30 protein-coding genes are annotated in these 24,889 nt (G+C 36.3%); 17 read left to right on the top strand and 13 right to left on the bottom strand.

What is annotated here, in order from left to right; all coding sequences use genetic code 11:
• Nucleotides 1–9 precede the first annotated feature (9 nt).
• Complete coding sequence (gene pepF / locus AC0L0O_RS18885) at nt 10–1,836, top strand: oligoendopeptidase F (protein ID WP_001984974.1); 1,827 nt, start codon at nt 10–12, stop codon at nt 1,834–1,836.
• Between the two features lie 119 nt (nt 1,837–1,955).
• Here the strand turns inward: pepF and AC0L0O_RS18880 are convergent, their stop codons facing one another.
• The 4 genes from AC0L0O_RS18880 to AC0L0O_RS18865 all read right to left on the bottom strand — a co-directional run bounded on the left by AC0L0O_RS18880 (nt 1,956) and on the right by AC0L0O_RS18865 (nt 4,409).
• Entirely contained in the window at nt 1,956–2,129 is a 174-nt protein-coding gene (locus tag AC0L0O_RS18880) for a hypothetical protein (protein ID WP_001984995.1), read from the bottom strand.
• Nucleotides 2,130–2,358: 229 nt separating this feature from the next.
• Entirely contained in the window at nt 2,359–3,252 is an 894-nt protein-coding gene (locus tag AC0L0O_RS18875; protein ID WP_000360640.1) for a ClpXP adapter SpxH family protein, read from the bottom strand.
• A complete protein-coding gene (locus AC0L0O_RS18870; protein ID WP_000043381.1) occupies nt 3,252–3,650 on the bottom strand; it encodes a globin domain-containing protein in 399 nt (132 codons plus the stop codon). The genes AC0L0O_RS18875 and AC0L0O_RS18870 overlap by 1 nt, the downstream gene beginning before the upstream one ends.
• A 180-nt stretch (nt 3,651–3,830) precedes the next feature.
• Complete coding sequence (locus AC0L0O_RS18865; protein ID WP_000191105.1) at nt 3,831–4,409, bottom strand: CYTH domain-containing protein; 579 nt, start codon at nt 4,407–4,409, stop codon at nt 3,831–3,833.
• Between the two features lie 146 nt (nt 4,410–4,555).
• Between AC0L0O_RS18865 and AC0L0O_RS18860 the strand changes: the two genes are divergently transcribed.
• The 4 genes from AC0L0O_RS18860 to AC0L0O_RS18845 are packed head-to-tail and all read left to right on the top strand — an operon-like array spanning nt 4,556 to nt 7,321.
• Nucleotides 4,556–4,927, top strand: a complete 372-nt coding sequence (locus AC0L0O_RS18860) for a UPF0738 family protein (protein WP_001180009.1) — start codon at nt 4,556–4,558, stop codon at nt 4,925–4,927.
• Between the two features lie 30 nt (nt 4,928–4,957).
• Complete coding sequence (gene yjbM, locus AC0L0O_RS18855; RefSeq protein ID WP_001081482.1) at nt 4,958–5,596, top strand: GTP diphosphokinase; 639 nt, start codon at nt 4,958–4,960, stop codon at nt 5,594–5,596.
• An 18-nt stretch (nt 5,597–5,614) separates the two neighbouring features.
• Nucleotides 5,615–6,412, top strand: coding sequence for an NAD kinase (locus tag AC0L0O_RS18850; protein ID WP_000673188.1), 798 nt, complete (start codon nt 5,615–5,617; stop codon nt 6,410–6,412).
• A gap of 15 nt (nt 6,413–6,427) precedes the next feature.
• Nucleotides 6,428–7,321 carry an RluA family pseudouridine synthase gene (locus tag AC0L0O_RS18845; RefSeq protein WP_001079102.1) on the top strand — a complete coding sequence of 298 codons (894 nt, stop codon included), beginning with the start codon at nt 6,428–6,430 and terminating at the stop codon, nt 7,319–7,321.
• A gap of 48 nt (nt 7,322–7,369) precedes the next feature.
• Here AC0L0O_RS18845 and AC0L0O_RS18840 read toward each other — a convergent pair whose 3' ends face one another.
• The 7 genes from AC0L0O_RS18840 to AC0L0O_RS18810 all read right to left on the bottom strand — a co-directional run bounded on the left by AC0L0O_RS18840 (nt 7,370) and on the right by AC0L0O_RS18810 (nt 14,673).
• Entirely contained in the window at nt 7,370–8,758 is a 1,389-nt protein-coding gene (locus tag AC0L0O_RS18840) for a peptidase G2 autoproteolytic cleavage domain-containing protein (RefSeq protein WP_001984990.1), read from the bottom strand.
• Nucleotides 8,759–8,898: 140 nt separating this feature from the next.
• Nucleotides 8,899–9,639, bottom strand: coding sequence for a bis(5'-nucleosyl)-tetraphosphatase PrpE (gene prpE, locus AC0L0O_RS18835; protein WP_000872722.1), 741 nt, complete (start codon nt 9,637–9,639; stop codon nt 8,899–8,901).
• Between the two features lie 74 nt (nt 9,640–9,713).
• Nucleotides 9,714–10,874 carry an FtsW/RodA/SpoVE family cell cycle protein gene (locus tag AC0L0O_RS18830; protein ID WP_000654694.1) on the bottom strand — a complete coding sequence of 387 codons (1,161 nt, stop codon included), beginning with the start codon at nt 10,872–10,874 and terminating at the stop codon, nt 9,714–9,716.
• A 142-nt stretch (nt 10,875–11,016) separates the two neighbouring features.
• On the bottom strand, nt 11,017–11,952 hold the full coding sequence (locus AC0L0O_RS18825; RefSeq protein WP_000427734.1) for a glycosyltransferase family 2 protein: 936 nt from the start codon (nt 11,950–11,952) through the stop codon (nt 11,017–11,019).
• A gap of 6 nt (nt 11,953–11,958) precedes the next feature.
• On the bottom strand, nt 11,959–12,717 hold the full coding sequence (locus tag AC0L0O_RS18820) for a class I SAM-dependent methyltransferase (RefSeq protein WP_001004743.1): 759 nt from the start codon (nt 12,715–12,717) through the stop codon (nt 11,959–11,961).
• A gap of 136 nt (nt 12,718–12,853) precedes the next feature.
• Nucleotides 12,854–13,699, bottom strand: a complete 846-nt coding sequence (locus AC0L0O_RS18815; protein ID WP_000428855.1) for a TylF/MycF family methyltransferase — start codon at nt 13,697–13,699, stop codon at nt 12,854–12,856.
• 122 nt (nt 13,700–13,821) lie between these two features.
• A complete protein-coding gene (locus tag AC0L0O_RS18810; protein ID WP_473785904.1) occupies nt 13,822–14,673 on the bottom strand; it encodes a BclA C-terminal domain-containing protein in 852 nt (283 codons plus the stop codon).
• Nucleotides 14,674–14,838: 165 nt separating this feature from the next.
• On the opposite strand from AC0L0O_RS18810, the gene AC0L0O_RS18805 reads away from it, so the two are divergent.
• The 10 genes from AC0L0O_RS18805 (at nt 14,839) to AC0L0O_RS18760 (ending at nt 22,884) form a co-directional block, all read left to right on the top strand.
• The gene (locus AC0L0O_RS18805) at nt 14,839–15,939 is read left to right on the top strand and encodes a glycosyltransferase (protein WP_000932921.1); all 1,101 of its coding nucleotides are present in this window, start codon (nt 14,839–14,841) and stop codon (nt 15,937–15,939) included.
• A gap of 151 nt (nt 15,940–16,090) precedes the next feature.
• On the top strand, nt 16,091–16,780 hold the full coding sequence (locus tag AC0L0O_RS18800) for a class I SAM-dependent methyltransferase (protein ID WP_001087866.1): 690 nt from the start codon (nt 16,091–16,093) through the stop codon (nt 16,778–16,780).
• Nucleotides 16,777–17,463: a glycosyltransferase family protein gene (locus AC0L0O_RS18795; RefSeq protein WP_001271203.1), complete on the top strand. Its 687-nt coding sequence runs from the start codon at nt 16,777–16,779 to the stop codon at nt 17,461–17,463. Before AC0L0O_RS18800 ends, AC0L0O_RS18795 begins: the two co-directional genes overlap by 4 nt.
• A gap of 12 nt (nt 17,464–17,475) precedes the next feature.
• Nucleotides 17,476–18,156 carry a glycosyltransferase family protein gene (locus AC0L0O_RS18790; protein ID WP_000651510.1) on the top strand — a complete coding sequence of 227 codons (681 nt, stop codon included), beginning with the start codon at nt 17,476–17,478 and terminating at the stop codon, nt 18,154–18,156.
• A 14-nt stretch (nt 18,157–18,170) separates the two neighbouring features.
• Nucleotides 18,171–18,908 (top strand): sugar phosphate nucleotidyltransferase, encoded by a 738-nt coding sequence (locus tag AC0L0O_RS18785; protein ID WP_000676165.1) that lies wholly within the window; start codon nt 18,171–18,173, stop codon nt 18,906–18,908.
• A gap of 8 nt (nt 18,909–18,916) precedes the next feature.
• Complete coding sequence (rfbC, locus tag AC0L0O_RS18780) at nt 18,917–19,462, top strand: dTDP-4-dehydrorhamnose 3,5-epimerase (protein WP_428889280.1); 546 nt, start codon at nt 18,917–18,919, stop codon at nt 19,460–19,462.
• A 16-nt stretch (nt 19,463–19,478) separates the two neighbouring features.
• A complete protein-coding gene (gene rfbB, locus AC0L0O_RS18775; RefSeq protein WP_001024141.1) occupies nt 19,479–20,447 on the top strand; it encodes a dTDP-glucose 4,6-dehydratase in 969 nt (322 codons plus the stop codon).
• A gap of 11 nt (nt 20,448–20,458) precedes the next feature.
• Nucleotides 20,459–21,313, top strand: coding sequence for a dTDP-4-dehydrorhamnose reductase (rfbD, locus tag AC0L0O_RS18770; protein WP_000664671.1), 855 nt, complete (start codon nt 20,459–20,461; stop codon nt 21,311–21,313).
• Nucleotides 21,314–21,421: 108 nt separating this feature from the next.
• Nucleotides 21,422–22,192 (top strand): enoyl-ACP reductase FabI, encoded by a 771-nt coding sequence (fabI, locus tag AC0L0O_RS18765; RefSeq protein WP_000421886.1) that lies wholly within the window; start codon nt 21,422–21,424, stop codon nt 22,190–22,192.
• Between the two features lie 140 nt (nt 22,193–22,332).
• Nucleotides 22,333–22,884 (top strand): spore coat CotO family protein, encoded by a 552-nt coding sequence (locus tag AC0L0O_RS18760; RefSeq protein WP_079998636.1) that lies wholly within the window; start codon nt 22,333–22,335, stop codon nt 22,882–22,884.
• A gap of 60 nt (nt 22,885–22,944) precedes the next feature.
• Here the strand turns inward: AC0L0O_RS18760 and exsY are convergent, their stop codons facing one another.
• Complete coding sequence (exsY, locus tag AC0L0O_RS18755) at nt 22,945–23,403, bottom strand: exosporium assembly protein ExsY (protein ID WP_001277732.1); 459 nt, start codon at nt 23,401–23,403, stop codon at nt 22,945–22,947.
• A gap of 125 nt (nt 23,404–23,528) precedes the next feature.
• Here exsY and AC0L0O_RS18750 point away from each other — a divergent pair, with 125 nt between their 5' ends.
• Nucleotides 23,529–23,888 carry a DUF1360 domain-containing protein gene (locus tag AC0L0O_RS18750; RefSeq protein ID WP_000899669.1) on the top strand — a complete coding sequence of 120 codons (360 nt, stop codon included), beginning with the start codon at nt 23,529–23,531 and terminating at the stop codon, nt 23,886–23,888.
• Between the two features lie 101 nt (nt 23,889–23,989).
• Complete coding sequence (locus AC0L0O_RS18745) at nt 23,990–24,175, top strand: hypothetical protein (RefSeq protein ID WP_003168772.1); 186 nt, start codon at nt 23,990–23,992, stop codon at nt 24,173–24,175.
• 78 nt (nt 24,176–24,253) lie between these two features.
• Here AC0L0O_RS18745 and exsF read toward each other — a convergent pair whose 3' ends face one another.
• Complete coding sequence (gene exsF / locus AC0L0O_RS18740) at nt 24,254–24,757, bottom strand: exosporium protein ExsF (RefSeq protein WP_000492938.1); 504 nt, start codon at nt 24,755–24,757, stop codon at nt 24,254–24,256.
• Nucleotides 24,758–24,889 lie beyond the last annotated feature (132 nt).

Genomic DNA, 24,889 nt, shown 5'->3' with positions numbered 1-24,889 from the left:
GCTTAAAGGATGTCTGAACAAAATACAGCAAAAACATTACCAGATCGTAACGAGATTGAAGAATCAAGTACGTGGAGATTGGAAGATATTTTCCAAACGGATACAGAGTGGGAAAAAGAATTCCAAGCTATTAAAGAGCTATTACCGAAGTTAACTGAATTTAAAGGGAAACTTGGTGACTCTGCGAACAATTTACTTGAAGCATTGCAATATGAAGATGAAATTTCAATGCGATTAGGTAAGTTATATACATATGCACATATGCGTTACGATCAAGATACAACAAACTCTGTGTATCAAGCGTTAAATGACCGCGCGACAAATTTATATTCACAAGTATCTAGTAGCACAGCATATATTGTGCCTGAAATTTTATCGATTTCAGAAGATACACTGCAAACATTCTTAAAAGAAAATAGAGACTTAAGTGTATATGAACATGCATTAGAAGAAATTACGCGCCAACGTCCGCACGTATTATCTGAAGCGGAAGAGGCTTTATTAGCAGAAGCATCTGAAGTAATGAGTGCGTCAAGTAATACATTTGGTATGTTGAATAATGCGGATTTGAAATTCCCATCTATTAAAGGTGAGGATGGAGAAGAAGTAGAGATTACACATGGTCGTTACATTCAGTTTTTAGAAAGTGATGATCGTCGTGTGCGCGAAGATGCATTTAAAGCTGTATATGAAACGTATGGAAAATATAAGAATACATTTGCAAGTACGTTAAGCGGAGCTGTGAAGCGTAATAATTTTAATGCGCGCGTTCGTAAATACGACTCTGCACGTCAAGCTGCATTAAGTAATAATAATATTCCTGAAGCGGTGTATGATCAACTTGTTGAATCTGTAAATGATAATTTACACTTGCTACATCGTTACATTGATATTCGTAAGCGTGCACTAGGGCTTGATGAGCTTCATATGTATGATTTATATACACCACTTGTACCAGAAGTGAAAATGAACGTGAAGTATGAAGAAGCACAAGACATGTTATTAAAGTCTTTAAATGTGCTTGGTGATGAGTATGTTGATATTTTAAAAGAAGCATATGAAAATCGCTGGGTAGATGTGTATGAGAATAAAGGAAAACGAAGCGGAGCATATTCATCTGGTGCATATGGAACAAATCCGTATATTTTAATGAACTGGCATGATAATGTAAATAATTTATTTACACTTGCTCATGAGTTTGGTCATTCGGTGCATAGTTACTACACAAGAAAAACGCAACCGCACGTATACGGTGACTATTCAATCTTCGTTGCGGAAGTAGCATCAACTTGTAATGAAGCGCTTCTAAACGATTATTTATTAAAAACGACAGAAGATAAGAAAGAGCGTCTATACTTATTAAATCATTATTTAGAAGGATTCCGTGGTACTGTATTCCGTCAAACGATGTTTGCAGAGTTTGAGCATATTGTTCATAAGAAAGTACAAGAGGGACATGCGGTTACGCCAGACATGTTAACAGAGATTTACTATGATTTAAATAAGAAATATTTCGGTGATGCTTTAGTAATCGATGAAGAAATTGGTTTAGAGTGGTCTCGTATTCCGCACTTCTACTACAACTATTACGTATACCAATACGCAACAGGCTTTAGTGCAGCGACGGCTCTATCTAAACAAATTTTAGAAGAAGGGCAACCAGCAGTAGAACGTTACATTAATGAGTTCTTAAAAGCAGGAAGCTCAGATTACCCAATTGAAGTGCTGAAAAAAGCTGGGGTAGATATGGCATCTCCAGAACCAGTAAAAGAAGCATTGCAAGTATTTGAAGAGAAATTAAATGAATTAGAAGCATTATTATTTGAAGAGAAGTAACAAAAAGACGAGGGATTTCCCTCGTCTTTTTGTTTACATGTTATTTTGTCGATATTTGTCGAAAAAATAAGACGGATTTTCTTTCTTGTTTCTAAATTAGAAGGCAGTTTTACAGTTTATTAAAACCCTTTAAATCGTTTTTTATGGTTGAAATACGAGAGGGCGATGACAATGACTCCGAATAAAAGAGGAAAGGCAATCATTTTAGGAAAAGCTTGTAGTAGAGAGAGGATGTACAAGAAAAAAGAAACGATGACAGCTAGAATGATAAGGAAAATATATGTTTTTTTCATACAGAACACCTCCAAAATAGCTTTTTTATAGCTTATTCAAAAATGAAAACGTTTAGAATGTGACAAAAGTGTGAAATTCGACAAAAGGGGTTGTCATCTGACGTCGAATCTTGTAATATAATAAGCGTGAACGAATTCACATACAAACATATACCCCTTTGTTTGAACGTGAAAATTTCTCCCATCCCCTTTAATATTTTTATAAGCCGTAAAGAAGAAGACCTGGTGTTTACACCAGGTCTTCTTCTTTTGCTATCCATTTCCAATAACGCTCACATTTTACGTCAATCATTTGTACTTTTCGTTTCAGTTGTAATTTTTTTAATTCACGCTCAATTTCTTGCTTCGAGCAGTCATATATAAATGCTACTTCTTTTGAAGATATAAATTGCGTCGCTTCTAGTAATACTTCTAAAGATGGTAATGGTTCTGGCTCAATTTCACATTTTACAAGTTCTTTTAATAATTGTACGTACACATCATAGGAATAAGTTCCAGCGATTTTAATACCTTCTTCATCTGAATTCGCATGAAAAAATACGAGAGAAGGTATTTCGGTAATATGCATCTCATTTGTGAATTTCAAGTCACATTGGAAAGCTTTTTTTGCGCTAGCGGAATATAGGTCTTTTTTAAATTCTTCTACATCAATATCGCTATCTTTTGCGCATGCAAGTAATAATTCGCAGTCGGGATTTGATACATTTTCAAGGAAAATGTATTCTTGGAGTTTTCGCAAAAACTTCGAACCTGCTTTTCGACCCTGCAACTCCGCTGCCTTAATTGCCATCGAAACTAAATATGGTGTTGATGATGCCTCTTGCATATGTACCTTCCCATCACATGAAAAACCGTGTAAACTTGTCGTCTTTTCCCACACAAATCGAATATTAGCAGGTTTATTCCATTTGTGTGAGGAAGCGTTCGTTCCGTCCACTTTTCCTGTTACGATATGACGAATAGAAAAGTATTTCCCGTATTCAAGCCATAGTTTAATAATAAAGGGCTCAATTTCCCAGCAATCTTTACAAAGTGGATCAATAAATAAATATGCTTCTACAGACTTATGCTCACATGCGGAAGGAGATGGCATATTGATATGCTTTGCTTCCTGTTTATCCATTATATTTCACCTGTTTCATTTGGAGTATTAACCATATGCTGAGCAGTTAATGCTAAACGTTCAAAAACGAACTCTCTTATATGACCGTGCACTCCTGTGTCATCCATTGCTTGCTCCATGCATGATAGCCAAGCCTCTGCTCGTTTTGGAGTAATCTCAAACGGGAGATGGCGTGCTCTTAACATAGGATGACCGTGTTCTTCAGTGTACAAATTAGGACCACCTAAATATTGTGTTAAAAATTGTTTCTGCTTCCTAGCTGTTTCTGTTAAATCATCCGGGAAGATGGGAGATAGGTCAGGGTGCTTACTGACATAGGAATAAAATGTGTCTACTAATATTGCAATGCATTGTTCACCGCCAATTGCTTCAAATGGTGTCATCGGTTGCTTGCTCATCCTTTTAAACTCCTTTTTCCATGAAATGTATATCTATTGTAGCAATGGAATGTTAGGGAGGGCAAATAAACAGCCTTCATAACGTTCTTTGCTTATTCTACAGTTGTAAAAGAATCTTTTCCTTTTCAAAAAGTGAGATGTATCCACTAGTAGAACGTATTCACTAGTGGAATTTTCACTTTAGCGTGCTTTGTTTTGTTTGGCAAGGAAAAAGCGTTTTACTTTGTTATTTGTATGACGGATAGGTATGTTATGCTGCTTTAATAAATGAATAAAGGCAGCTTTTCCTGTTTCTTCATCTTGCACTTCAAATTCAATTTCATAATCATCGTGATTGTAATAGAAACTATGATCAAAGACAAGCGTTCCGCCTTCAAATAACGTTTCAGCTCTTTCAGTTGTTAAACTACCCATATAAGTTAGAGCAGAAACAGGAATTTGTAGTTTGCATAGTTGATTCATTACAGCCCCTGAAATAATTACGTTTGTCTCCATCATCATTTTTGCTTCGTTTTCTGTTACGACTTGATGTGTTTCCAACAAGCCGACTTCTGCAGGTTGTTTCAATGTTAATGTATAAGTTTCTCCTTTATGACGAATACGAAGTGCAGAGCCAGCTTCCTTTAATGAGAAGTTCGGTGTTTCAAAATAGTGATTCACTTGTTTCGTAAATACCTCAATAGAAAATGATTTACATAATGCATGGAATTCTTCTTCTGTAACAATATTTTTAAATTCAATTTCAATTTCTTGTGTCATTGTATGCGCGCTCCTTTTGAAAAATAATTCTTTACACATTATCGCTTTTTCACAAATTTGGTTCAATGTTTTATTTGTTTGCGTCCATGTTATGATACAATAATACTGTTAAGTAAGACAGGAAGTTGAGATGGAGGAGTTAGAGCATGCAAAATAAAATCCAAGTTAAGAGCGTAGAAAAGAGAGAGAATGCTCTTATTTTTTGTGCGGAAAATAGTGAAATAGAGGTAAAGGGGTTAAGTGCGCGTAATCACGTACTTGTAGACTCAGACAATTTATCATTTTTATATATCTTAGAAAACGAATCATCTTTCATTTATGTAAGTATTCCGCACACATGCTGGGAAGCAATGCATGAAGCGATGAATAACGATGTGGTTATGTTTGTTCGCGTGAATGACATTGAAATGGAATTAGAAGGATTAAAAGAAGAAGTAGAATATTTAGTTGAAAATATTGAAGGTAATGCAAATTACGGAGAAGAACTAGTAACTGCTGTAGAAAAAGTATTTCTATAAGCAAATGGATTGATTTTGGTGGTGGTTGAAATGAATCGAAATTGGGAAGAATTTTTAGCACCTTACCATCAAGCGGTGGCAGAGCTGAAAGTGAAACTAAAAGGAATGCGTACTCAATTTGCAATGTTAACAGAGCATTCTCCAATTGAGTTTGTAACAGGGAGGGTAAAGTCGGTTGCAAGCATTATTGATAAAGCGGAGAAGAGAAATGTACCGTTAGACCGACTGAGAGAAGATATGCAAGACATCGCAGGTCTTCGAATGATGTGTCAATTTGTTGATGAGATTAAGCCTGTTGTAGAATATCTTAGAAAACGAAATGACTTTGAAATCGTGGAAGAGCGTGATTATGTCACGCAAAAGAAAGATAGTGGTTATCGTTCTTATCACGTTGTTATTAGTTATCCTGTTCAAACAATTCAAGGAGAACAAAAAGTGTTGGTAGAAATCCAAATACGTACGTTAGCAATGAACTTTTGGGCAACAATTGAGCATTCTTTAAATTATAAATATAGTGGACGTTTTCCTGAAGATATTAAAATACGCTTGCAACGTGCAGCAGAAGCAGCATTTTTATTGGATGAAGAAATGTCTTCTATTCGTCTTGAAATTCAAGAAGCACAGAAAGCTTTTTCAAGAAAGCAAGAAACGAAAGATTCTGAATCATAAACTAAAGGGTGTTGGGCGATGAAATTTACAATTATGTCAAAGGGAGATCAATCATCAGATACACTGGCAAGCACGATGAAAGAATACTTGCTAGATTTCGGATTTATAATGGATGAAAAGGAACCCGATATTGTAATTTCTGTTGGGGGAGATGGAACGCTTTTATATGCATTTCATCGTTATTATGATCGATTGGCTGAAACGGCATTTGTTGGTGTACATACAGGGCATTTAGGTTTCTATGCAGATTGGTTACCGACAGAAGTAGAGAAATTAGTAATTGCAATTGCTAAAACACCATTCCAAGTGGTGGAATATCCGCTTTTAGAAGTGATTATTCGCTATGTGAATGGGAGTAAAGAGTCGCAGTATTTAGCGATGAATGAAGCGACTGTAAAAAGTGCAGAAGGTACATTAGTAACAGAAGTGGAAATACGCGGAGAGTACTTTGAAACGTTCCGTGGTGATGGCCTTTGTATTTCTACTCCTTCGGGAAGTACTGCGTATAATAAGGCGCTTGGTGGAGCAATTATTCACCCTTCTATTGAAGCGATTCAAATTGCAGAAATGGCATCTATTAATAACCGTGTGTTTCGTACGGTAGGTTCGCCTCTCGTACTGCCGAAACATCATACATGTGTATTGAAGCCAGCTGCAGGAATGAACTTACAAATTACGGTGGACCATTTAACAATGGTTCATCAAGATGTGAAATCAATTCAGTATCGCGTTGCAAATGAAAAAGTACGATTTGTTCGTTTCCGTCCATTCCCGTTCTGGAAACGGGTTCGTGACTCGTTTGTTGCAGATAAATAGAAAGGGTTTATATATTTGAACAGATTTACATTGAAATGGGATATAGAATCGGCTGAAGAAGGAACTTTAGTTAGAGAATTTTTAAAAACAAAAGGGATCTCCAAAGCTGCATTAACGGATATAAAGTTTCACGGCGGAGCTATTGAAGTAAATGGCCAACATGCGAGTGTTCGTCATCAGTTGCAAGCTGGTGAGGAAATACGTGTCTTTTTTCCAGTGGAGGAAAGAAGTGAAGGGATGATTGCAGAAGATATCCCTTTATGTATTGTATACGAAGATGATGCAGTTCTTGTCATAAACAAAGAGGCGAACATGTCAACGATTCCGTCTAGAGAACATCCGTCCGGAAGTGTTGCGAATGCGCTTTTATCTCATTATGATAAGCAATATCTTGCAAGTACGGTGCACATCGTAACAAGGTTAGATCGTGATACTTCAGGGCTTATGCTTATTGCAAAAAATCGTTTCGTACATCATCTTTTATCGAAACAGCATCAACAAAAAGCTGTGAAAAGAACGTATGAAGCAATCGTTCACGGTGAGATGGTAGAACGAGAAGGAACGATTGACGCACCGATTGGACGAAAATCGGATAGCATTATTGAGCGAACCGTTTGTGAGGAGGGGCAAAGAGCCGTTACTCATTTTAGAGTGATTGATAGTGCCAATCATAAGACGCATGTATCGCTTGAGCTTGATACAGGAAGAACGCATCAAATTCGTGTGCATATGGCACATATAGGACACCCGCTGCTTGGCGATAATTTATATGGTGGAAAAAGGGATGAAATGAAACGACAAGCACTTCACAGTACATCTTTGACGTTTTATCACCCTATTTTAGAGAAGGAAATGTCTTTCGCTGCAATGATTCCAAGTGATATGCAAGAGGTATTAAGACAGACTTAAAAAGGGAACAAAATTCTTATGTAATGAAGAATTTTGTTCCCTTTTTTCTTAGCGGAATAATATTAAAATTTGATTATCACCCGTGCGCTTTATAACGAAAAAACCACTTTCGGATTTTGTAGCAATGCCATTGTCATTTGGACGACAATATCCATGTGTTTCGCAAGTGCCGTCATCACGTACTAACATTTGTCCAATTAATCCGACAGGAAGCCACTCGGTACGATCTTTCCTTGCTATATATTTGCAAGCTGGATCCCATTCTGTATTTAAAAGTGGTTGTATGTCTTGCGATTCTGTACGTACATATTGACGTTTTCCGAAGCTATCTGTTTTGTAGCGTTTTTGCCAACTTAGAGCACCGCTATTTCCTATAAGGGCCGGGGTAGCACTAGATATTCCTAAGATGAATGAATCGTTTGAAGTAGCGATTCGAATCTTTTCTTCGCTACTAAATGTAACGAAATAACCTACATCAATAAGAGTATTGTCTATTGCTTCAAACATTTGTGCAAAATCAGTTCCGCTTGCATTATAAGAAGCGCCATCAATGTACATTTCTCCATTATGAGCAAGCCACTTTGCACCGATATTATGATCGGTTTCATTTGTGCCGTTTGCAATAAACCAAGAATAAGATTCTTCTGCTGTACCGAAGCGCCCCATAATATGGCTACCTGCAAAGTGAGCTGTTGATGTATGATTACCTTCCGCATGAGAAGAGAATCCGTTAGCGATAGTCGCGGTTCCTTCTGCATGTGCTGCTTCGCCTAAAGCGATTGTATGTTTACCTTCCGCATGAGAATAAGAGCCACCTGCTGTCGTTTCACTTCCTTCACTATGGGAACTATGTCCAGTTGCTTTCGTTTTTGATCCTTCGGCATGAGAGAAAGAACCTTTTGCATGTGTAAGAAGCCCTTCTGCATGTGAAGCTGTACCCTCTGCATTAGAGTGAAGCCCCTCTGCATGTGCATAACGCCCTCCTTTTTTTACTTTTGTATTTTCAGGTGTAGGGGTTTGAATTATGATAGTCTTTTCTGTTTGTTTATCACCTGATGGTGCTAATGCTTCTTTTATTTTTTTTACTTGATTTATAATAGCAGCTGGAATTTCTGATTCCGCTTTTTTATTTATTGCTACAGGGATATTTTCTTCTGTCTTCTTCTCTGCTTGCTCAGAAGGCACAATCTGTTCAGTATGAGTAGAGAGAGGTTTATTTTTTTGCTGCCTCTTTGTTTTTCGATTATCAATGATGCGGCTCATTACAGCATTTTCTAAAGAGACATATTTTGGTCGAGCTTTGTTTTTTAGGGATGCCTCTTGTCCTTCCAGTTCTTCTAAAGCTGCAGCTCGAATGCTACACCAGTTGTTAATTCCGTACATAGGCAGATAAAAAGGCGGGCATTTTCTTTTTTGTTTAGAAGATTTTTTCTTCATTCTGTCACCTCCTGCGACAGTATATGCCGTGTCATTAAAAAAAGACGCACTTTATTGCATCTTTTTTAATGACTTTACCCAGTTTTTATATGAGAGGCGCCTAAATGATACGGTAATCCTTCGTAAGTATTACATATGGGTTATGAAATTGGGCGAAATTTCTCAGGGACAAAAGGCAGGGAGGAAGGAACGGAAACGGTCTCCATTTCTGGATAACGTAGCGCAGTTAGTCTGCCACCAAATACAGCGCCAGTATCAATATTGACTGTATGATTTACAAAGCGAGGTTCTTTCACGGGTGTATGTCCATATACAATCCAAGTTGTTCCTTTATACTCCTTCGCCCAGTCGCGGCGGACAGGTGAGCCGTCAGCATGTTTTTCTCCTGTAATATCGCCATATAATACAAAGGTTTGTACTTTTTTATCTTGTCTTCCTATGTAATCTTGTCGAATGCCGGCGTGACACACGAGTAACCTTTTCTCATCGAGTACGTGATATAAAGGGGATTGCTCGTAAAGTGTGATGAATTTTTCTTTTATCATGTTTTGTTTATGAGAAGGAAGTGCCTCATATTCAGCGACAGTTGTTTCAAGTCCGTGAGCGACTGTCACATTACGCCCAAGGAAAAATCGGTATAGTTTATTACAGTGGTTTCCAGGAGCGTAGTAAGCTACTTTTTTATGTATAACAAGTTCCCATACAATTTCAATCATACGTAATGAATGAGGGCCGCGATCTGTAATATCACCAACAAATGCAAGTTTGCGTTGATCAGGGTGAACCGGTAGACCGCTACTCCAGTTATACCCTAGCTTCTCTGTTAAATTTTGAAACTCTTGTAAGCATCCATGTATATCTCCTATAATGTCATATTTCATATTTAAACCTCCATCATATTTTTCATTAGTATATCTAAAAAAGGATAGAGATAAAAATATACGGTTTTTGTGCTTCAGTTAAACATAAAGATTTTCGTTCTTGAGCGGACGTTTAAAACAAATCCAATCGCTATCATATATGTGAGTAAGGAACTTCCTCCGTAGCTCATAAGGGGTAATGTGATTCCTGTAATAGGTAGTAGTCCGATTGTCATCCCGATATTTTGAAATACTTGAAAAGTAAACATTCCGATTGTACCAGCGCAGATGTAACTACCGAAAGGGTCATTACTTTCTATAGCGATATGGATCATGCGGAAAATAAGTAGGAAAAAAATTGCAATAATGACGCTTGCGCCTAAAAATCCGAATTGCTCAGCGACATTAGTGAAAATAAAATCTGTATGTGGTTCTGGAAAGTATACTTGTCCATTTTCCCAACCTTTTCCTTGCATTTCTCCTGATCCAGTAGCTAAGAAAGCTTGTCTTAATTGATAGCCTTGCGCATCATATTTGTATGGTGCTAACCAGCCGTAGAAACGGTTTAGTTGATATTCTTGTAAAATGTGTGTTTTAAAGAATTTTGTATGAGTAAAAAAAATATACGTTAATGTAACGGCAGTTACAAAAATACCGGAAACTAATCCGAAAATAAAACGCCAACGTATACCAGAAACTAGTATCATTGCTGCAAGCATAGCTGAAATTACCATTGTGTTTCCTAAATCAGGTTCCTTTGCAATAAGTAGTAGGGGCGGCAAACTTGTTGCGCATATTTTTCCGAGTAATAAAAAATCATCGTGTATTGTTCGGTAAAAATATTTCTCATTGTGATTTGCTATAATTCGTCCGGTGACGATAATTAAAAACAATTTCATAATTTCAGAAGGCTGGAAATTTCCGATGCCTGGGAGCCTGTACCAAGCGGTCGCACCTTTAATTGTAATGGCACCTGGTACTTGAAGTTCTAGCCCAATTAGTAGTACCAATGCAAAGCTATATAAATACCAAGCAATTTTTTGATAACGATCGAAATCGATAATCATAATAACACCAATGGCTATGAATCCAATGAAGTACCACTGGATTTGCTTTAATACAAAATTCACATTTTGCAAAAATGGTGGTAAAGAGGCTTGTGCACTTGCAATTGCAAAGCAACTAACAGTCCCAATGGCAAATAAGATGCATAGTAATACGTAGTCTATTTGATATTGAGAATTTGGATCTTTCAATGTATGTATTCCTTTCTATCGCCTAGTAAATATATGGATTATGTCATGAAAAAAATAATATACAAGCAGACTATGCATACATTTATTCCACTATTTGCGGGAAGTCATACATCACAAGGAAGGAATTCCCCCTTGTGATGGATTATATTGCATGGAGTTCTTTTGTAACTATATTCAAACAATGAGAAAGGCGAGTATGTGTATCGGTCGTTGGAATGAGTTCTGGATATAGCTGATAAAATGTTGTAGCATTTTTATACCATTCGCAAGCTTTTAACAGACTCGTTTTGTAATAGTCAATGTCTTGTAGAAAACCATATTTTTTTGAATGTAAAACGAGATGTGAAAAATCTTCGCAACCTTCAAGGTATTTGTGATGTACTTGCTGTCCCGTATGAAGGCGGAAAGAACTTAAAGGTTCCGTGATATAGATCGCATCACCTTTGGAAAGTAAACTGATCCAAGAAGCCATATCCACACTACAATTATAATTTCTACCATTTAAAGTACCGAAAGGTTCTGTTAATAGGCGTTTTCGAAAGAGTACAGTCGTAGGTTCACCAATAATATTTTGCCCTAGTATAAGCATACGGTTTCCAAAATCTTTCCCATTTAGTAGAGTATCTTCATCATATAATTTTTTCATGGAGGGGTGTTGTTCAATTATATCTCCATCATCATTGATCCAAGTACGATAAGATGTAATAAGTGCGAGATTTTGATCTAAGTCTTTTTGGAAATAAAACATCATTTTTTCAATTTTATTATTATAAAATATATCATCGTCCATTAAGAAATTTATGTACTCTCCATTTGACTGTTCTAAAAGCATAAGGGCGTTATGAAATTGTCCTAAAGTAGAGGGGTTTCGAATGTACGTTATATGTTTATGCTTATGTAAATAATCTCTGTAGATTAATTTTTCTGTTTCATTATTTGTGCTATCGTCTCCTACAATAATTTCAATATTTGAATACGTTTGTGCTAATGCACTTTCTAGAGCAATTTTAAAATAATGTGGCCGATTATAGGTAGGAATAAGGATGGAAACGAGAGGTACATTTTTTATATTTTCCATATATAACTACCTTTCAGAAATTTTCTGTGTAAGAATAATATCTTGATAACTTGTGTGTTCAGTTCTGCCACACCATGAACCATAATGGGGAGGAGTCTGCATTTCTAGCCCATATTTATTTAATAGAGTACGAATATCTTCCTCAGGATAGGCAACTGCGAAATTCGGGATATCTTTATTTAGAACATAACAATTGTCAATTTGATGGTAAAAACCTAACGGACTTAGTCCTGCATTTAAGTAATAGGAAGATTCAGGATTAATTAAAAAGAAAGTAATAAAACATCTCCCATCTTTTTTCAGAACTCGTGCAATCTCGCGTACGTAATGTTCTAATTCTTTCGGAAGGAGATGGGTAAATACAGACGTTAAAAAAATAAAATCGAATGATTCATCTTCATATGGAAACTTGTATTGGGAAGCATCTTCTTTTCCATCGGGATTGTAGAATTGGTTATATATATCGACATGTTCAAAATGGAAATTGTTACGGCGCGTTGAAATGTTATTTTTGCACCATGTAATCCCCTTATTAAATAAGTCAAATCCATAATAAGTACCATCATCGCTTAAATAGTTCATTAATGGAACCGCCATCCGGCCGATACCACAGCCTACATCTAACACTGTTTCATTTGATTTTAAATTGCCAATTTCAATAAAATACTGCATAAACTCTTTTCCAACTTCTTCAAAATGACCACCTACATATTGAACAAGTTCTGGAGGTGGGATTAATGTGATTTTTTTCTCATTTTCGTTCAAAAAATTCACACCTTTCTTATAGTAAAGTAGGAAATTTCTACTTTATATTGAGGGGAGCTTTGCTTTTATTCATTACAAGATTGGTTTTCATGAATTAGTAGTATAATAGTACCCCTCAATTAAATAATTTTTTATTCTATTCTTTTCTCCAAAAAATACCGAAATCATCGATTTGAGTCATAGGAGTTTTTATGTTTCTTTCACTTCTGAAATCTGTTACAGCCTCTGCGCATGTTATCAGTCCATAATCATCAATAATAATAAAGCCCCCTATTGAAACTTTATCGTATAAATTTACAAGACTATCCATCGTTGATTCATACATATCACCATCAAGGCGAGCAATTGCAATTTTTTCTATCGGTGCTGAAGGCAATGTATCTTTAAACCAACCCTTTAAAAATTTCACCTGATCATTTAATAAATCGTATTTTCTAAAGTTTTCTTGCACTGTTTCTAAAGAAACTCGTAAGTAATCGAATGTGTGCAAATAATCACCGTAATCTTTTGGGTATTGTTCTAAGTTAGGTGCGGGCAGACCTTCGAACGAATCAGCAACCCATACAGTACGATCCGTAATATTGTTTGCTTGTAAAAACCCATTCATAAAAATGCATGATCCTCCGCGCCATACACCAGTTTCAATAAAATCGCCTTCTATATTTTCCTTGACTACAGTTTCCATCGCTTCTTGTAATTGATTCATACGTTTTCGACCAACCATACTGTGTGCAGCTCTTGGCCAATCCTTACCACCTTGTCGCTCATTGTTTGAAACGTTAGGGTTAACGATTTTTAAATTGTGATTTTCTACATACTGCTTAAGAAATAAAGGAAGTGGGACCGTAACTGGTTCATATGATAGTTCTTTAGATATATGTAACGAAGCAGGTAAGTATGGTTCGTATTCCAACCATATTTCAAATAAAATGGTTTTCTTTAAGAGCTCAAGATAAAGCTGGACAGCTGATTTATTTTCCATATAAGTGCCTCCTACGGAATGTCATACAACATTATGACTATGTAGAAAAGGAAGATTTAATGATTGAATTTAAAAATGAAAAAGCAGTAAAACTGATATCAGTTTTACTGCTAAGTAAAAAATTAAGCAACTTTTTCAATAATAATGGATGCACTCGTGCCAAGAGCTAGTGATAGTCCAAGCCCTGTAACAATTACTTCAACTAATGATGGAGTTGTCGTAATTTGCGTAATTGCTTGAATAACGATAGGTGCTCCGAGTGAAATCAAACTTGATCCAGTACCTGGTACAGGTACTCCATTCACTTGGATTGTAAGACCTCCTAATACACTTGCTGTTGCAGTATTAGCGATAACAGTAATTTTATAGAATCCAGTTTCACTAATTACGAAAGTATCAGCATCTAATTGAGAAATTGCTGTACCAAACTGAGATCCAACAGTATTAAATGGTACTGGATCATTAATTCCTAAATCTAAAGAAATCCCACCGGAGTTAAATGCATATAGTCCTGCTGGAAGTCCTAGTCCGGATGGCCCAGTCGGTCCAGTCAGTCCGGTAGCACCAGTTGGCCCAGTCGGTCCAGTAGCACCAGTGTCTCCAGTTGGCCCAGTCAGTCCAGTAGTACCAGTGTCTCCAGTTGGCCCAGTTGGTCCAGTAGTACCAGTGTCTCCAGTTGGCCCAGTTGGTCCAGTAGTACCAGTGTCTCCAGTTGGCCCAGTTGGTCCAGTAGTACCAGTGTCTCCAGTTGGCCCAGTTGGTCCAGTTGGTCCAGTTGGTCCAGTTGGCCCAGTTGGCCCAGTTGGTACAGTTGGCCCAGTCGGCCCAGTCGGTCCAGTCGGCCCAGTTGGTCCGGTAGGAAGGGTAAATGGTGGTATCGGTGGTAATGTAGGTCCTACAAGATTAGGGTCAAATGCACTAGCTGATAAAGATTCATCGGGGTTTAATCCATTTGAATAATTATTATTTGACATAAATTCACCTCCATAAAGCGTTCATTATATAGTAGATGCAAAACCGAAAGAAAATGACACGGACATTTGAATTATTGAAAAGAAATCTTAAACTACTTGAACAATTTAAAAAAATGGAAAGTTTAGTATATGTATAACATATGATTGATTTGGAAGAGGGTGATTATGTTGAACAAGCAAGGAATTACAATTAGTTTATGTATGATTGTTCGAGATGAGGAGAAGACAATAGCCCGTTGTTTAGACTCAGTTGAAAAAATTGTGGATGAAATTATAGTGGTTGATACAGGTTCCATCGATCGAACGAAAGAAATCGTAGAGAAATACACTTCTAACATATATGATTTCCAGTGGATTGATGATTTTGCAGCAGCAAGAAATTTTTCTTTTTCAAAAGCGACGCAAGAGTATATATTGTGGCTAGATGCAGATGACGTATTATTAGAAGATGCTCAAGAAGCATTGAAACTGTTAAAAAGAGAATTGGATCCTAAAATTGATGCTGTTTCGATGCCTTATCATCTTGCAATGGATTCTAACGGGAAACCTTTATATTGTACAAAAAGAAATCGACTTGTAAAGCGTGAAAAACAATTTCAATGGTTTGGAAAGGTCCATGAATATTTAGCTATTTCTGGTGAAACTTTTAGTAGTAATGTTGCTATTACACATAAAAAAGAAAAAAAGGTAACAAATCGTAATTTGAAAATTTTTCAAGATGCTGTAGCAGCTGGAGAAGAATTGAGTCCGAGAGATTTATTTTATTACGCAAATGAATGTATGGATAACCAAAAATATGATGATGCAGTTCTTCTATATGAAACATTTCTTAATCAAGACGAAGGATGGTATGAAGAGAAAATTTATGCATGTGGTAAATTAGGAGATTGCTATGCAAAGCTTGGATTATGGGAAAAGGCAGTTGAATCTTGTGTGAAGTCGTTTCGGTATGCTATTCCTAGAGGAGAGAATTGTACAAGAATAGGATATATATATATGGAACAACAAAAATATAATGAAGCGATATTTTGGTTTAAACTTGCAACGGAAGTACCAATGGCCACGGAGAGTCCATTTCACAGTCCAGCTAGCTACACATGGCTTCCCTATTTACAAATGTGCATTTGTTATAGCAAGTTAGGAGAACAAGACAAGGCTTATTATTACAACGAATTAGCAGCTTCTTACGTTCCAAATAATGCTGCAATTGAATATAACCGCAAATATTTTCGGAGCATTTTTGATCAACAAAAAAAATCGTTATAGGTTGTTTTTTTTAGAAATAGCTTATCAAGATTCTAACTCTAATAGATTGACTATATAGTAAAGTATCGGTAATGTAACCAGCAATGGTTATATTTATAGACTTCATATGAGGTTTATATTTCAAATTCAATTTGCATAAGGAGTGTGTGAAATGAATTCCCCAAAAAATTCTTTATATGAAGAAAAATCTGGTCATTATTATAATGCAGTGAATCCGAATTTATTAAAGCATATAAAAAAGGAATGGAAAGAAGTTCTTGATATCGGTTGCTCGAGCGGTGCGTTGGGAGCAGCAATAAAAGAAAATGGCACACGTGTATCAGGAATCGAGGCATTCCCAGAGGCAGCAGAACAAGCAAAAGAAAAATTAGATCATGTTGTTTTAGGTGATATAGAAACAATGGAGATGCCATATGAGGAAGAGCAATTTGATTGTGTTATATTTGGTGACGTATTAGAGCATTTATTTGATCCATGGGCTGTAATAGAAAAAGTAAAACCGTATATAAAGCATAATGGTGTAATTTTGGCTAGTATACCGAACGTTGCTCACATCTCAGTATTAGCTCCCTTACTTGCTGGAAATTGGTCGTATACAGAATATGGTTTATTAGATAAAACGCATATTCGTTTTTTTACATTTAATGAAATGCTTCGAATGTTTTTAAAAGCAGGATATTCTATTAGTAAAGTAGATCGTGTATATATTGATCATAAAATGTATGAACCGTTAATTGAGGAGTTATATGGAGTTTGTAAAAAATATCGTCTTGGAAGTGGCTTCATGGCTGAAACGGTAGTATTTCAGTATATTATTGAAGCAGAAAAATCATCGTTATGAGCGCTGCTGAGAAAACGATATTATTTGTTACATGTATAAATGATTCGAAAATGTATGCACAGTGTGTACGACATATATTGAGATTGGCAGTGCCACCAGGATATGTTGTACAGTTTATGCCAATTCGGAATGCGAAAAGTATGACGAGCGGATATAATCAAGCGATTTCGCATCCAGCGAAATATAAAGTGTATATACACCAAGATGTTTTCATTATGAATGTAGCATTTTTACATGGACTACTGCAATTATTTAACGAACATGAACATCTTGGGATGATAGGAATGATTGGAGCACAATATGTTCCTCCAAACGGGGTATGGAACGAAGGAAAAGGAGTTGTTGGAAAGGTAATTGGTTATATGAATGATTTGTTTTATATGGCAAGTCAAGAACAGCCGTACCATGAGTCAAAAACATTTATGCCTGTGGAATGTATTGATGGTTTATTGATGGCAACGCAATACGATATTCCGTGGCGAGAAGACTTGTTTGATGGGTTTGACTATTATGATGTGTCCCAATCATTTGAATTTAGAAAAGCTGGCTATACAGTTGGGGTTCCTGTACAGCGTGATGCTTGGTGCATTCACTATCATATTGATGTGAATATGACCAACTATGAAAAGTATAGAAAGATCTTTGTGGAGCACTATATGTCAGATGTAAATCAAGATGAATAGAGGGGCTACAAAATGAAAGATCATACAATATTAGTCGTTGTTTGTATAAACAATGAAGAGTTATTTGAACAGTGCGAGAGACAAATAAGAAACCTTTTTGTTCCCCCTGGTTATGTTGTACAAATTTTTCCGATACGAGATGCGAAAAGTATGGCAAGTGCATATAACCGAGCACTTTCATATCCGGCGAAGTATAAGGTTTATATACATCAAGATACTTTTCTTATTAATCGTGAGATGTTTTATACACTTATTTCTCTTTTTAAAGATAACGAAAAACTTGGTTTAATTGGAGTAGCTGGTGCTCAGTTTTTACCGAGCAATGGGATATGGTGGGAAGGGAAAAATTTAGTAGGGAAAGTGATTGAGTATAGAAGACAGAATTACCAACTATTAAATTTAGATCAACTCTTTTATGGGAATCAATCATTTATGTCAGTTCAGGCAATTGATGGATTATTAATGGCCACACAGTATGATATCCCGTGGCGAGAAGACTTATTTCAAGGATTCCACTTTTATGATGTGTCGCAGTCTTTAGAGTTTCAAAAGGCAGGTTATTTAATTGGTATCCCTAATCAAGCAAATTTATGGTGTATTCACTACAACGGGGATGAGTTTGATGCGGATACATATGAGAAGTACCGGAAAGTGTTTGTAGAACATTACAAAGATATATTATCTCCATCATAAAGGAGAGATGCAAAGTGAAAGGGATTATTTTAGCAGGTGGTACTGGATCGAGATTATATCCAATAACGAAAGTAACGAATAAACATTTACTTCCTGTTGGTCGGTATCCGATGATTTATCATGCGGTATATAAGTTAAAACAATGTGATATTACAGATATTATGATTATTACAGGTAAAGAGCATATGGGGGATGTTGTTAGCTTTTTAGGGAGCGGTCAAGAGTTTGGCGTGTCCTTTACGTATCGTGTGCAAGATAAAGCTGGCGGAATTGCACAAGCATTAGGGCTTTGTGAAGATTTTGTTGGGAATGATCGCATGGTAGTTATATTAGGGGATAATATTTTTTCAGATGATATTCGTCCGTATGTTGAAGAGTTTGCAAATCAAAAAGAAGGTGCGAAAGTGCTGCTGCAATCTGTAGATGATCCGGAGAGGTTTGGCGTAGCGAATATTCAAAACCGCAAAATAATTGAAATTGAAGAAAAGCCGAAAGAGCCGAAAAGTTCTTATGCAGTCACAGGGATTTATTTGTATGATCCAAAAGTCTTTTCTTATATAAAAGAATTAAAACCTTCCGCAAGGGGAGAACTTGAAATTACAGATATCAATAATTGGTATTTAAAGCGAGGGGTACTTACTTATAATGAAATGAGCGGTTGGTGGACTGATGCGGGAACTCATGTTTCTCTTCAAAGAGCGAATGCGTTAGCACGGGATATAAACTTTGGTAAACAGTTTAACGGAGAATAGGTGAGAATATGAAAGTTATAGAAACAAACTTTACCGACGCAAAATTGTTGGAACCGAGGTTATTTGGAGATGATCGTGGCTTTTTTACTGAAAGTTATAATAAGAAGGTGCTAGAAACATTAGGGGTTACGCATTCATTTGTACAGGATAATGTCTCGTATTCAGCGGAAGCGGGAACGATTCGCGGATTACATTTTCAAAAAAAACCGAAAGCACAAACGAAACTTATTCAAGTTATGCAAGGAGCAATCTATGACGTTATCGTAGATTTGAGAAAAGATTCACCAACGTTTAAACAGTGGAGAGGATATATTTTAAGTGCGGATAATCATCGGCAATTATTAGTGCCAAAAGGATTTGCACATGGTTTTTGTACACTTGTCCCGCATACGATTGTTATGTATAAAGTAGATGAGTATTATAGTGCCGATCATGACTCAGGGGTACTTTGGAACGATAAAGAATTAGCAATTCCATGGCCGGTAACAAGTCCTATTTTGTCTGATAAAGATCGAATATTACCATTACTTCAGGAATGTGAAGATAGCTTTTGAGTAGGAGAGTTGTTATATGAATATATTAGTAACGGGTGGGGCCGGATTTATTGGAAGCAATTTTGTACATTATATGTTACAAAGCTATGAAACATATAAAATTATTAATTTTGATGCATTAACATATAGTGGAAACTTAAATAATGTAAAGTCTATTCAAGATCATCCGAATTACTATTTTGTAAAAGGGGAAATTCAAAATGGAGAGCTGCTGGAGCATGTTATTAAGGAACGTGATGTGCAAGTAATCGTCAATTTCGCAGCTGAATCACATGTGGATCGTAGTATTGAAAATCCAATCCCTTTTTATGATACAAATGTAATTGGGACGGTCACCTTACTAGAATTAGTAAAAAAGTATCCGCATATTAAACTTGTGCAAGTATCAACGGATGAGGTGTATGGCTCGTTAGGAAAAACAGGACGATTTACCGAGGAAACACCGTTAGCTCCAAATAGTCCATATTCTTCAAGTAAAGCGAGCGCCGATATGATAGCTTTAGCTTATTATAAAACATATCAATTACCAGTTATAGTAACGCGTTGTTCCAATAACTATGGGCCGTATCAATACCCTGAAAAATTAATCCCGTTAATGGTTACGAATGCGCTCGAAGGAAAAAAATTACCGTTATATGGCGATGGATTGAATGTAAGAGATTGGTTACATGTAACAGATCATTGTAGTGCGATTGACGTTGTTCTGCATAAGGGACGTGTAGGAGAGGTATATAATATAGGCGGAAATAATGAAAAAACAAATGTAGAAGTTGTGGAACAAATTATTACTCTCTTAGGAAAAACGAAAAAAGATATTGAATATGTGACAGACCGTTTAGGACACGACCGTCGTTATGCGATTGACGCAGAGAAAATGAAGAATGAATTTGATTGGGAACCAAAGTATACGTTTGAGCAAGGATTGCAAGAAACGGTGCAATGGTATGAGAAGAATGAGGAATGGTGGAAACCATTAAAAAAGTAAGGGGCATATAAATGAAAGAGCGGGTTATCATAACAGGAGCAAATGGTCAATTAGGAAAGCAACTACAAGAAGAGTTAAATCCTGAAGAGTATGACATATATCCATTTGATAAAAAGTTGTTAGATATAACAAATATATCCCAAGTGCAGCAAGTGGTACAAGAAATAAGGCCACATATCATTATTCATTGTGCAGCGTATACGAAGGTTGATCAAGCTGAGAAAGAGCGAGATCTTGCTTATGTAATAAATGCAATAGGGGCTCGAAATGTAGCGGTTGCTTCACAATTAGTTGGGGCGAAGTTAGTTTATATTAGTACGGATTATGTATTTCAAGGCGACAGACCGGAGGGGTACGATGAATTTCATAATCCGGCACCGATCAATATATACGGGGCTTCTAAATATGTGGGAGAGCAGTTCGTCAAAGAGTTACATAATAAATACTTTATCGTTCGTACATCGTGGTTATATGGTAAGTATGGAAATAATTTTGTGAAAACGATGATACGATTAGGGAAAGAAAGAGAAGAAATATCTGTTGTAGCGGATCAAATCGGTTCTCCTACGTATGTGGCGGATTTAAATGTGATGATTAATAAGCTCATTCATACTTCTTTATACGGTACGTATCACGTATCCAATACAGGGTCATGTTCTTGGTTTGAATTTGCAAAGAAAATATTTTCGTATGCAAATATGAAGGTGAATGTGTTACCTGTTTCAACCGAAGAATTTGGGGCTGCAGCAGCAAGGCCGAAATATTCTATTTTCCAACATAACATGCTACGATTAAATGGTTTTTTGCAAATGCCTTCTTGGGAAGAAGGATTAGAGCGTTTTTTTATAGAAACCAAAAGTCATTAACAATTTTAAGTTAATGACTTTTTTGTTTGCCTTTAAGAGGTTTTATGTTACTATAATTATAGTATCAGGTACTAATAACAAGTATAAGTATTTCTGGGAGGATATATCATGGAACTATTACAAGGGAAAACATTTGTTGTTATGGGCGTTGCGAACCAAAGAAGTATTGCATGGGGAATTGCTCGCTCTTTGCATAATGCAGGTGCAAAATTAATCTTCACATATGCAGGAGAACGTTTAGAGAGAAATGTTCGTGAATTAGCGGATACATTAGAAGGACAAGAATCACTTGTATTACCTTGTGATGTAACAAATGATGAAGAACTTACAGCTTGTTTTGAAACAATCAAGCAAGAAGTTGGTACAATTCACGGTGTTGCACACTGTATCGCTTTTGCAAATCGTGACGACTTAAAAGGTGAATTTGTAGATACTTCTCGCGATGGATTTTTACTTGCGCAAAATATTAGTGCATTCTCTTTAACAGCTGTAGCAAGAGAAGCGAAGAAAGTAATGACAGAAGGCGGAAATATTTTAACGTTAACATATCTTGGCGGCGAGCGCGTTGTGAAAAACTATAACGTTATGGGTGTTGCGAAAGCTTCATTAGAAGCGAGCGTGAAATATTTAGCAAATGATTTAGGCCAACACGGCATTCGCGTTAACGCTATTTCTGCAGGTCCAATTCGTACGTTATCTGCCAAAGGTGTAGGCGACTTTAACTCAATCTTAAGAGAAATTGAGGAGCGCGCACCACTTCGTCGTACAACAACGCAAGAAGAAGTTGGGGATACAGCAGTATTCTTATTCAGTGATTTAGCACGCGGCGTAACAGGAGAAAACATTCACGTTGATTCAGGGTATCATATCTTAGGATAAATATAATATTAATTTTAAAGGACAATCTCTACATGTTGAGATTGTCCTTTTTATTTGTTCTTAGAAAGAACGATTTTTAACGAAAGTTCTTACCACGTTATGAATATAAGTATAATAGTACACGATTTATTCAGCTACGTATGGAAGTGGGAGGGACGAGTGTGAAGAATAAAAATAAAAGTTCAACAGTTGGAAAACCGTTGTTATATATTGCGCAAGTAAGTTTAGAACTTGCTGCACCGAAAATAAAAAGAATTATTTTAACAAACTTTGAAAATGAGGATCGAAAAGAGGAAAGTACTAGAAACAAAAATGTTGTAAGTAGTGCTGTGGAAGAGGTAATAGAACAAGAAGAGCAAGAAGAACAAGAAGAACAAAAAGAACAAGAAGAACAAGTAGAAGAAAAAACAGAAGAAGAGGAACAAGTACAAGAGCAGCATGAGCCAGTGAGAACTGTCCCGTATAATAAATCATTTAAGGATATGAATAATGAAGAGAAGATTCATTTTTTATTAAATCGCCCTCATTATATTCCGAAAGTAAGGTGCAGAATAAAAACAGCTACAATCTCATATGTTGGATCAATCATCTCGTATCGTAATGGAATTGTAGCCATTATGCCGCCAAATAGTATGCGAGATATTAGGTTATCTATAGAGGAGATAAAATCGATTGATATGGCCGGCTTTTAAATATGTAAAGGTGGTAGAAACCTTCTACCACCCCAATAGTTTTTTAGTTTACTTCACTTATTAGATAGTAACGTCGCGTAAGCATTGGATTGCACAGAAACAGCTTAAATCTACAGTAATACAAGTAGATGTCGATACTAGTCTTGCATTTGGTACAGCTAAAAACGTACAAATTGGGTCATCAGTAGGTGGTACAGGAGAGCTATCACCTAATACTACACTTAATACACGTAGTACAGCACAGCTATCATCATCTACACTTTCCACACGGAAAATTGGAGATCGGCAGCTAGTAAGGTTTGCAGATGGTGCAAATGCTTCAAATGGTGCGCCAGCTTTTGTGTATAAAATAAAAGGGCGTGTATTTGCTACTGATGCAGTATTGTGTGCGCCTAAAAATGGAATTTCACAACCAGATCCACACGTTGTTGTAGAACAATCTTGTAATTCATTGATGAATTTTACAACGTCAACTACACAATGAGAAGAGCCATGGTGTTTATTTTCGTTACAACTCATTAATGTCACTCCTTATCTTCTTGTTTGTATTTACATTAATAAGATATTGGAGTTGAGGAGATTTGGTCACAATCTCAAGACCTTTTTTTTTAAATAGGCGAAAGAGGATAAGGGAAGGTGGAATTATGCTGTTTACAAGCTGGCTTTTATTTTTTATTTTCGCGTTAGCTGCTTTTAGGCTCACTCGTTTAATTGTTTATGATAAAATTACAGGCTTTTTGCGAAGACCATTTATTGATGAATTAGAAATTACAGAGCCGGATGGAAGTGTATCAACTTTTACAAAAGTAAAGGGTAAAGGATTAAGAAAGTGGATTGGCGAATTATTAAGCTGTTATTGGTGTACAGGTGTATGGGTTAGTGCTTTTTTATTAGTTTTATATAATTGGATTCCGATCGTTGCAGAGCCGTTACTTGCATTATTAGCTATTGCAGGAGCAGCAGCAATCATTGAAACAATTACAGGATATTTTATGGGAGAATAATATATTTTCATAATACGAGAAAAAGCGGAGTTTAAAAGAATGAGGGAACGGAAATAAAGAGTTGTTCATATAGTAAATAGACAGAATTGACAGTAGAGGAGATGTTTGCTGTGAGCAATAATCCAAGGCAAAATTCATATGACCTGCAGCAATGGTATCACATGCAGCAACAACACCAAGCACAACAACAGGCATATCAAGAACAATTACAGCAACAAGGATTTGTGAAGAAAAAGGGATGTAATTGTGGGAAAAAGAAGAGCACAATAAAACATTATGAAGAATGAAACACTCATGTTACTGTGAGTGTTTTTTATTATACATATAAAAAAGCGGTATTTCTGTATTAGAAATACCGCTTTTTACTAGCTAATTTGTGCAACTGTTAATGCTGCTGCACGGATGTCTACAGTTCCAATCAATTCAACTGGCACGATTCTGATTAAGTCACCAGGGTTTAAGTTAATAAGAATAACACCGCTGGATACGTCTACTTCACCAGTACCAATAACGTTAGAACGAACCGCTGTACCTGATCCAGGAATAATGTTAGCTGGTGTACCTAATGATAAGAAGAAACGACCAGCTTCTGGTGCAACAGGTGAGTTATCAAGACTAATTGTTAATGTATAACTGATTTGATAAATACCAGCTCGTAGAATTCGAATGCCATCTCCGACACTTACTGTATCATTTATTACAGGAACAGTAATATTTGGGTTTGGACTTACGCTAGGTAATAGTAGTGGCGTAAATAATGAAGCGAACTGAGGTGCAGACGCGTTGAAAGCAAAACCGAAGGCAGGTAGTGTACTAGCTGGTTTTGCCTCGCAATCAATTTTAGTAAATTCGCAATCAGAAGAGAACATGTTTTTCACTCCTTTATCTGTTTCTACTTTCAGTTAATGAAAAGGACAGGTTCTATGTTCTAGACAAGTTCCCAATTTTAAGAAATTTACATAATAATACTCGTTAAGCATGGATTGGGTGGCAGATAATTC

It is taken from the genome of Bacillus sp. GS3m_15504 (assembly GCF_055825275.1).
This window is presented reverse-complemented; position numbering and strand designations above follow the sequence as displayed.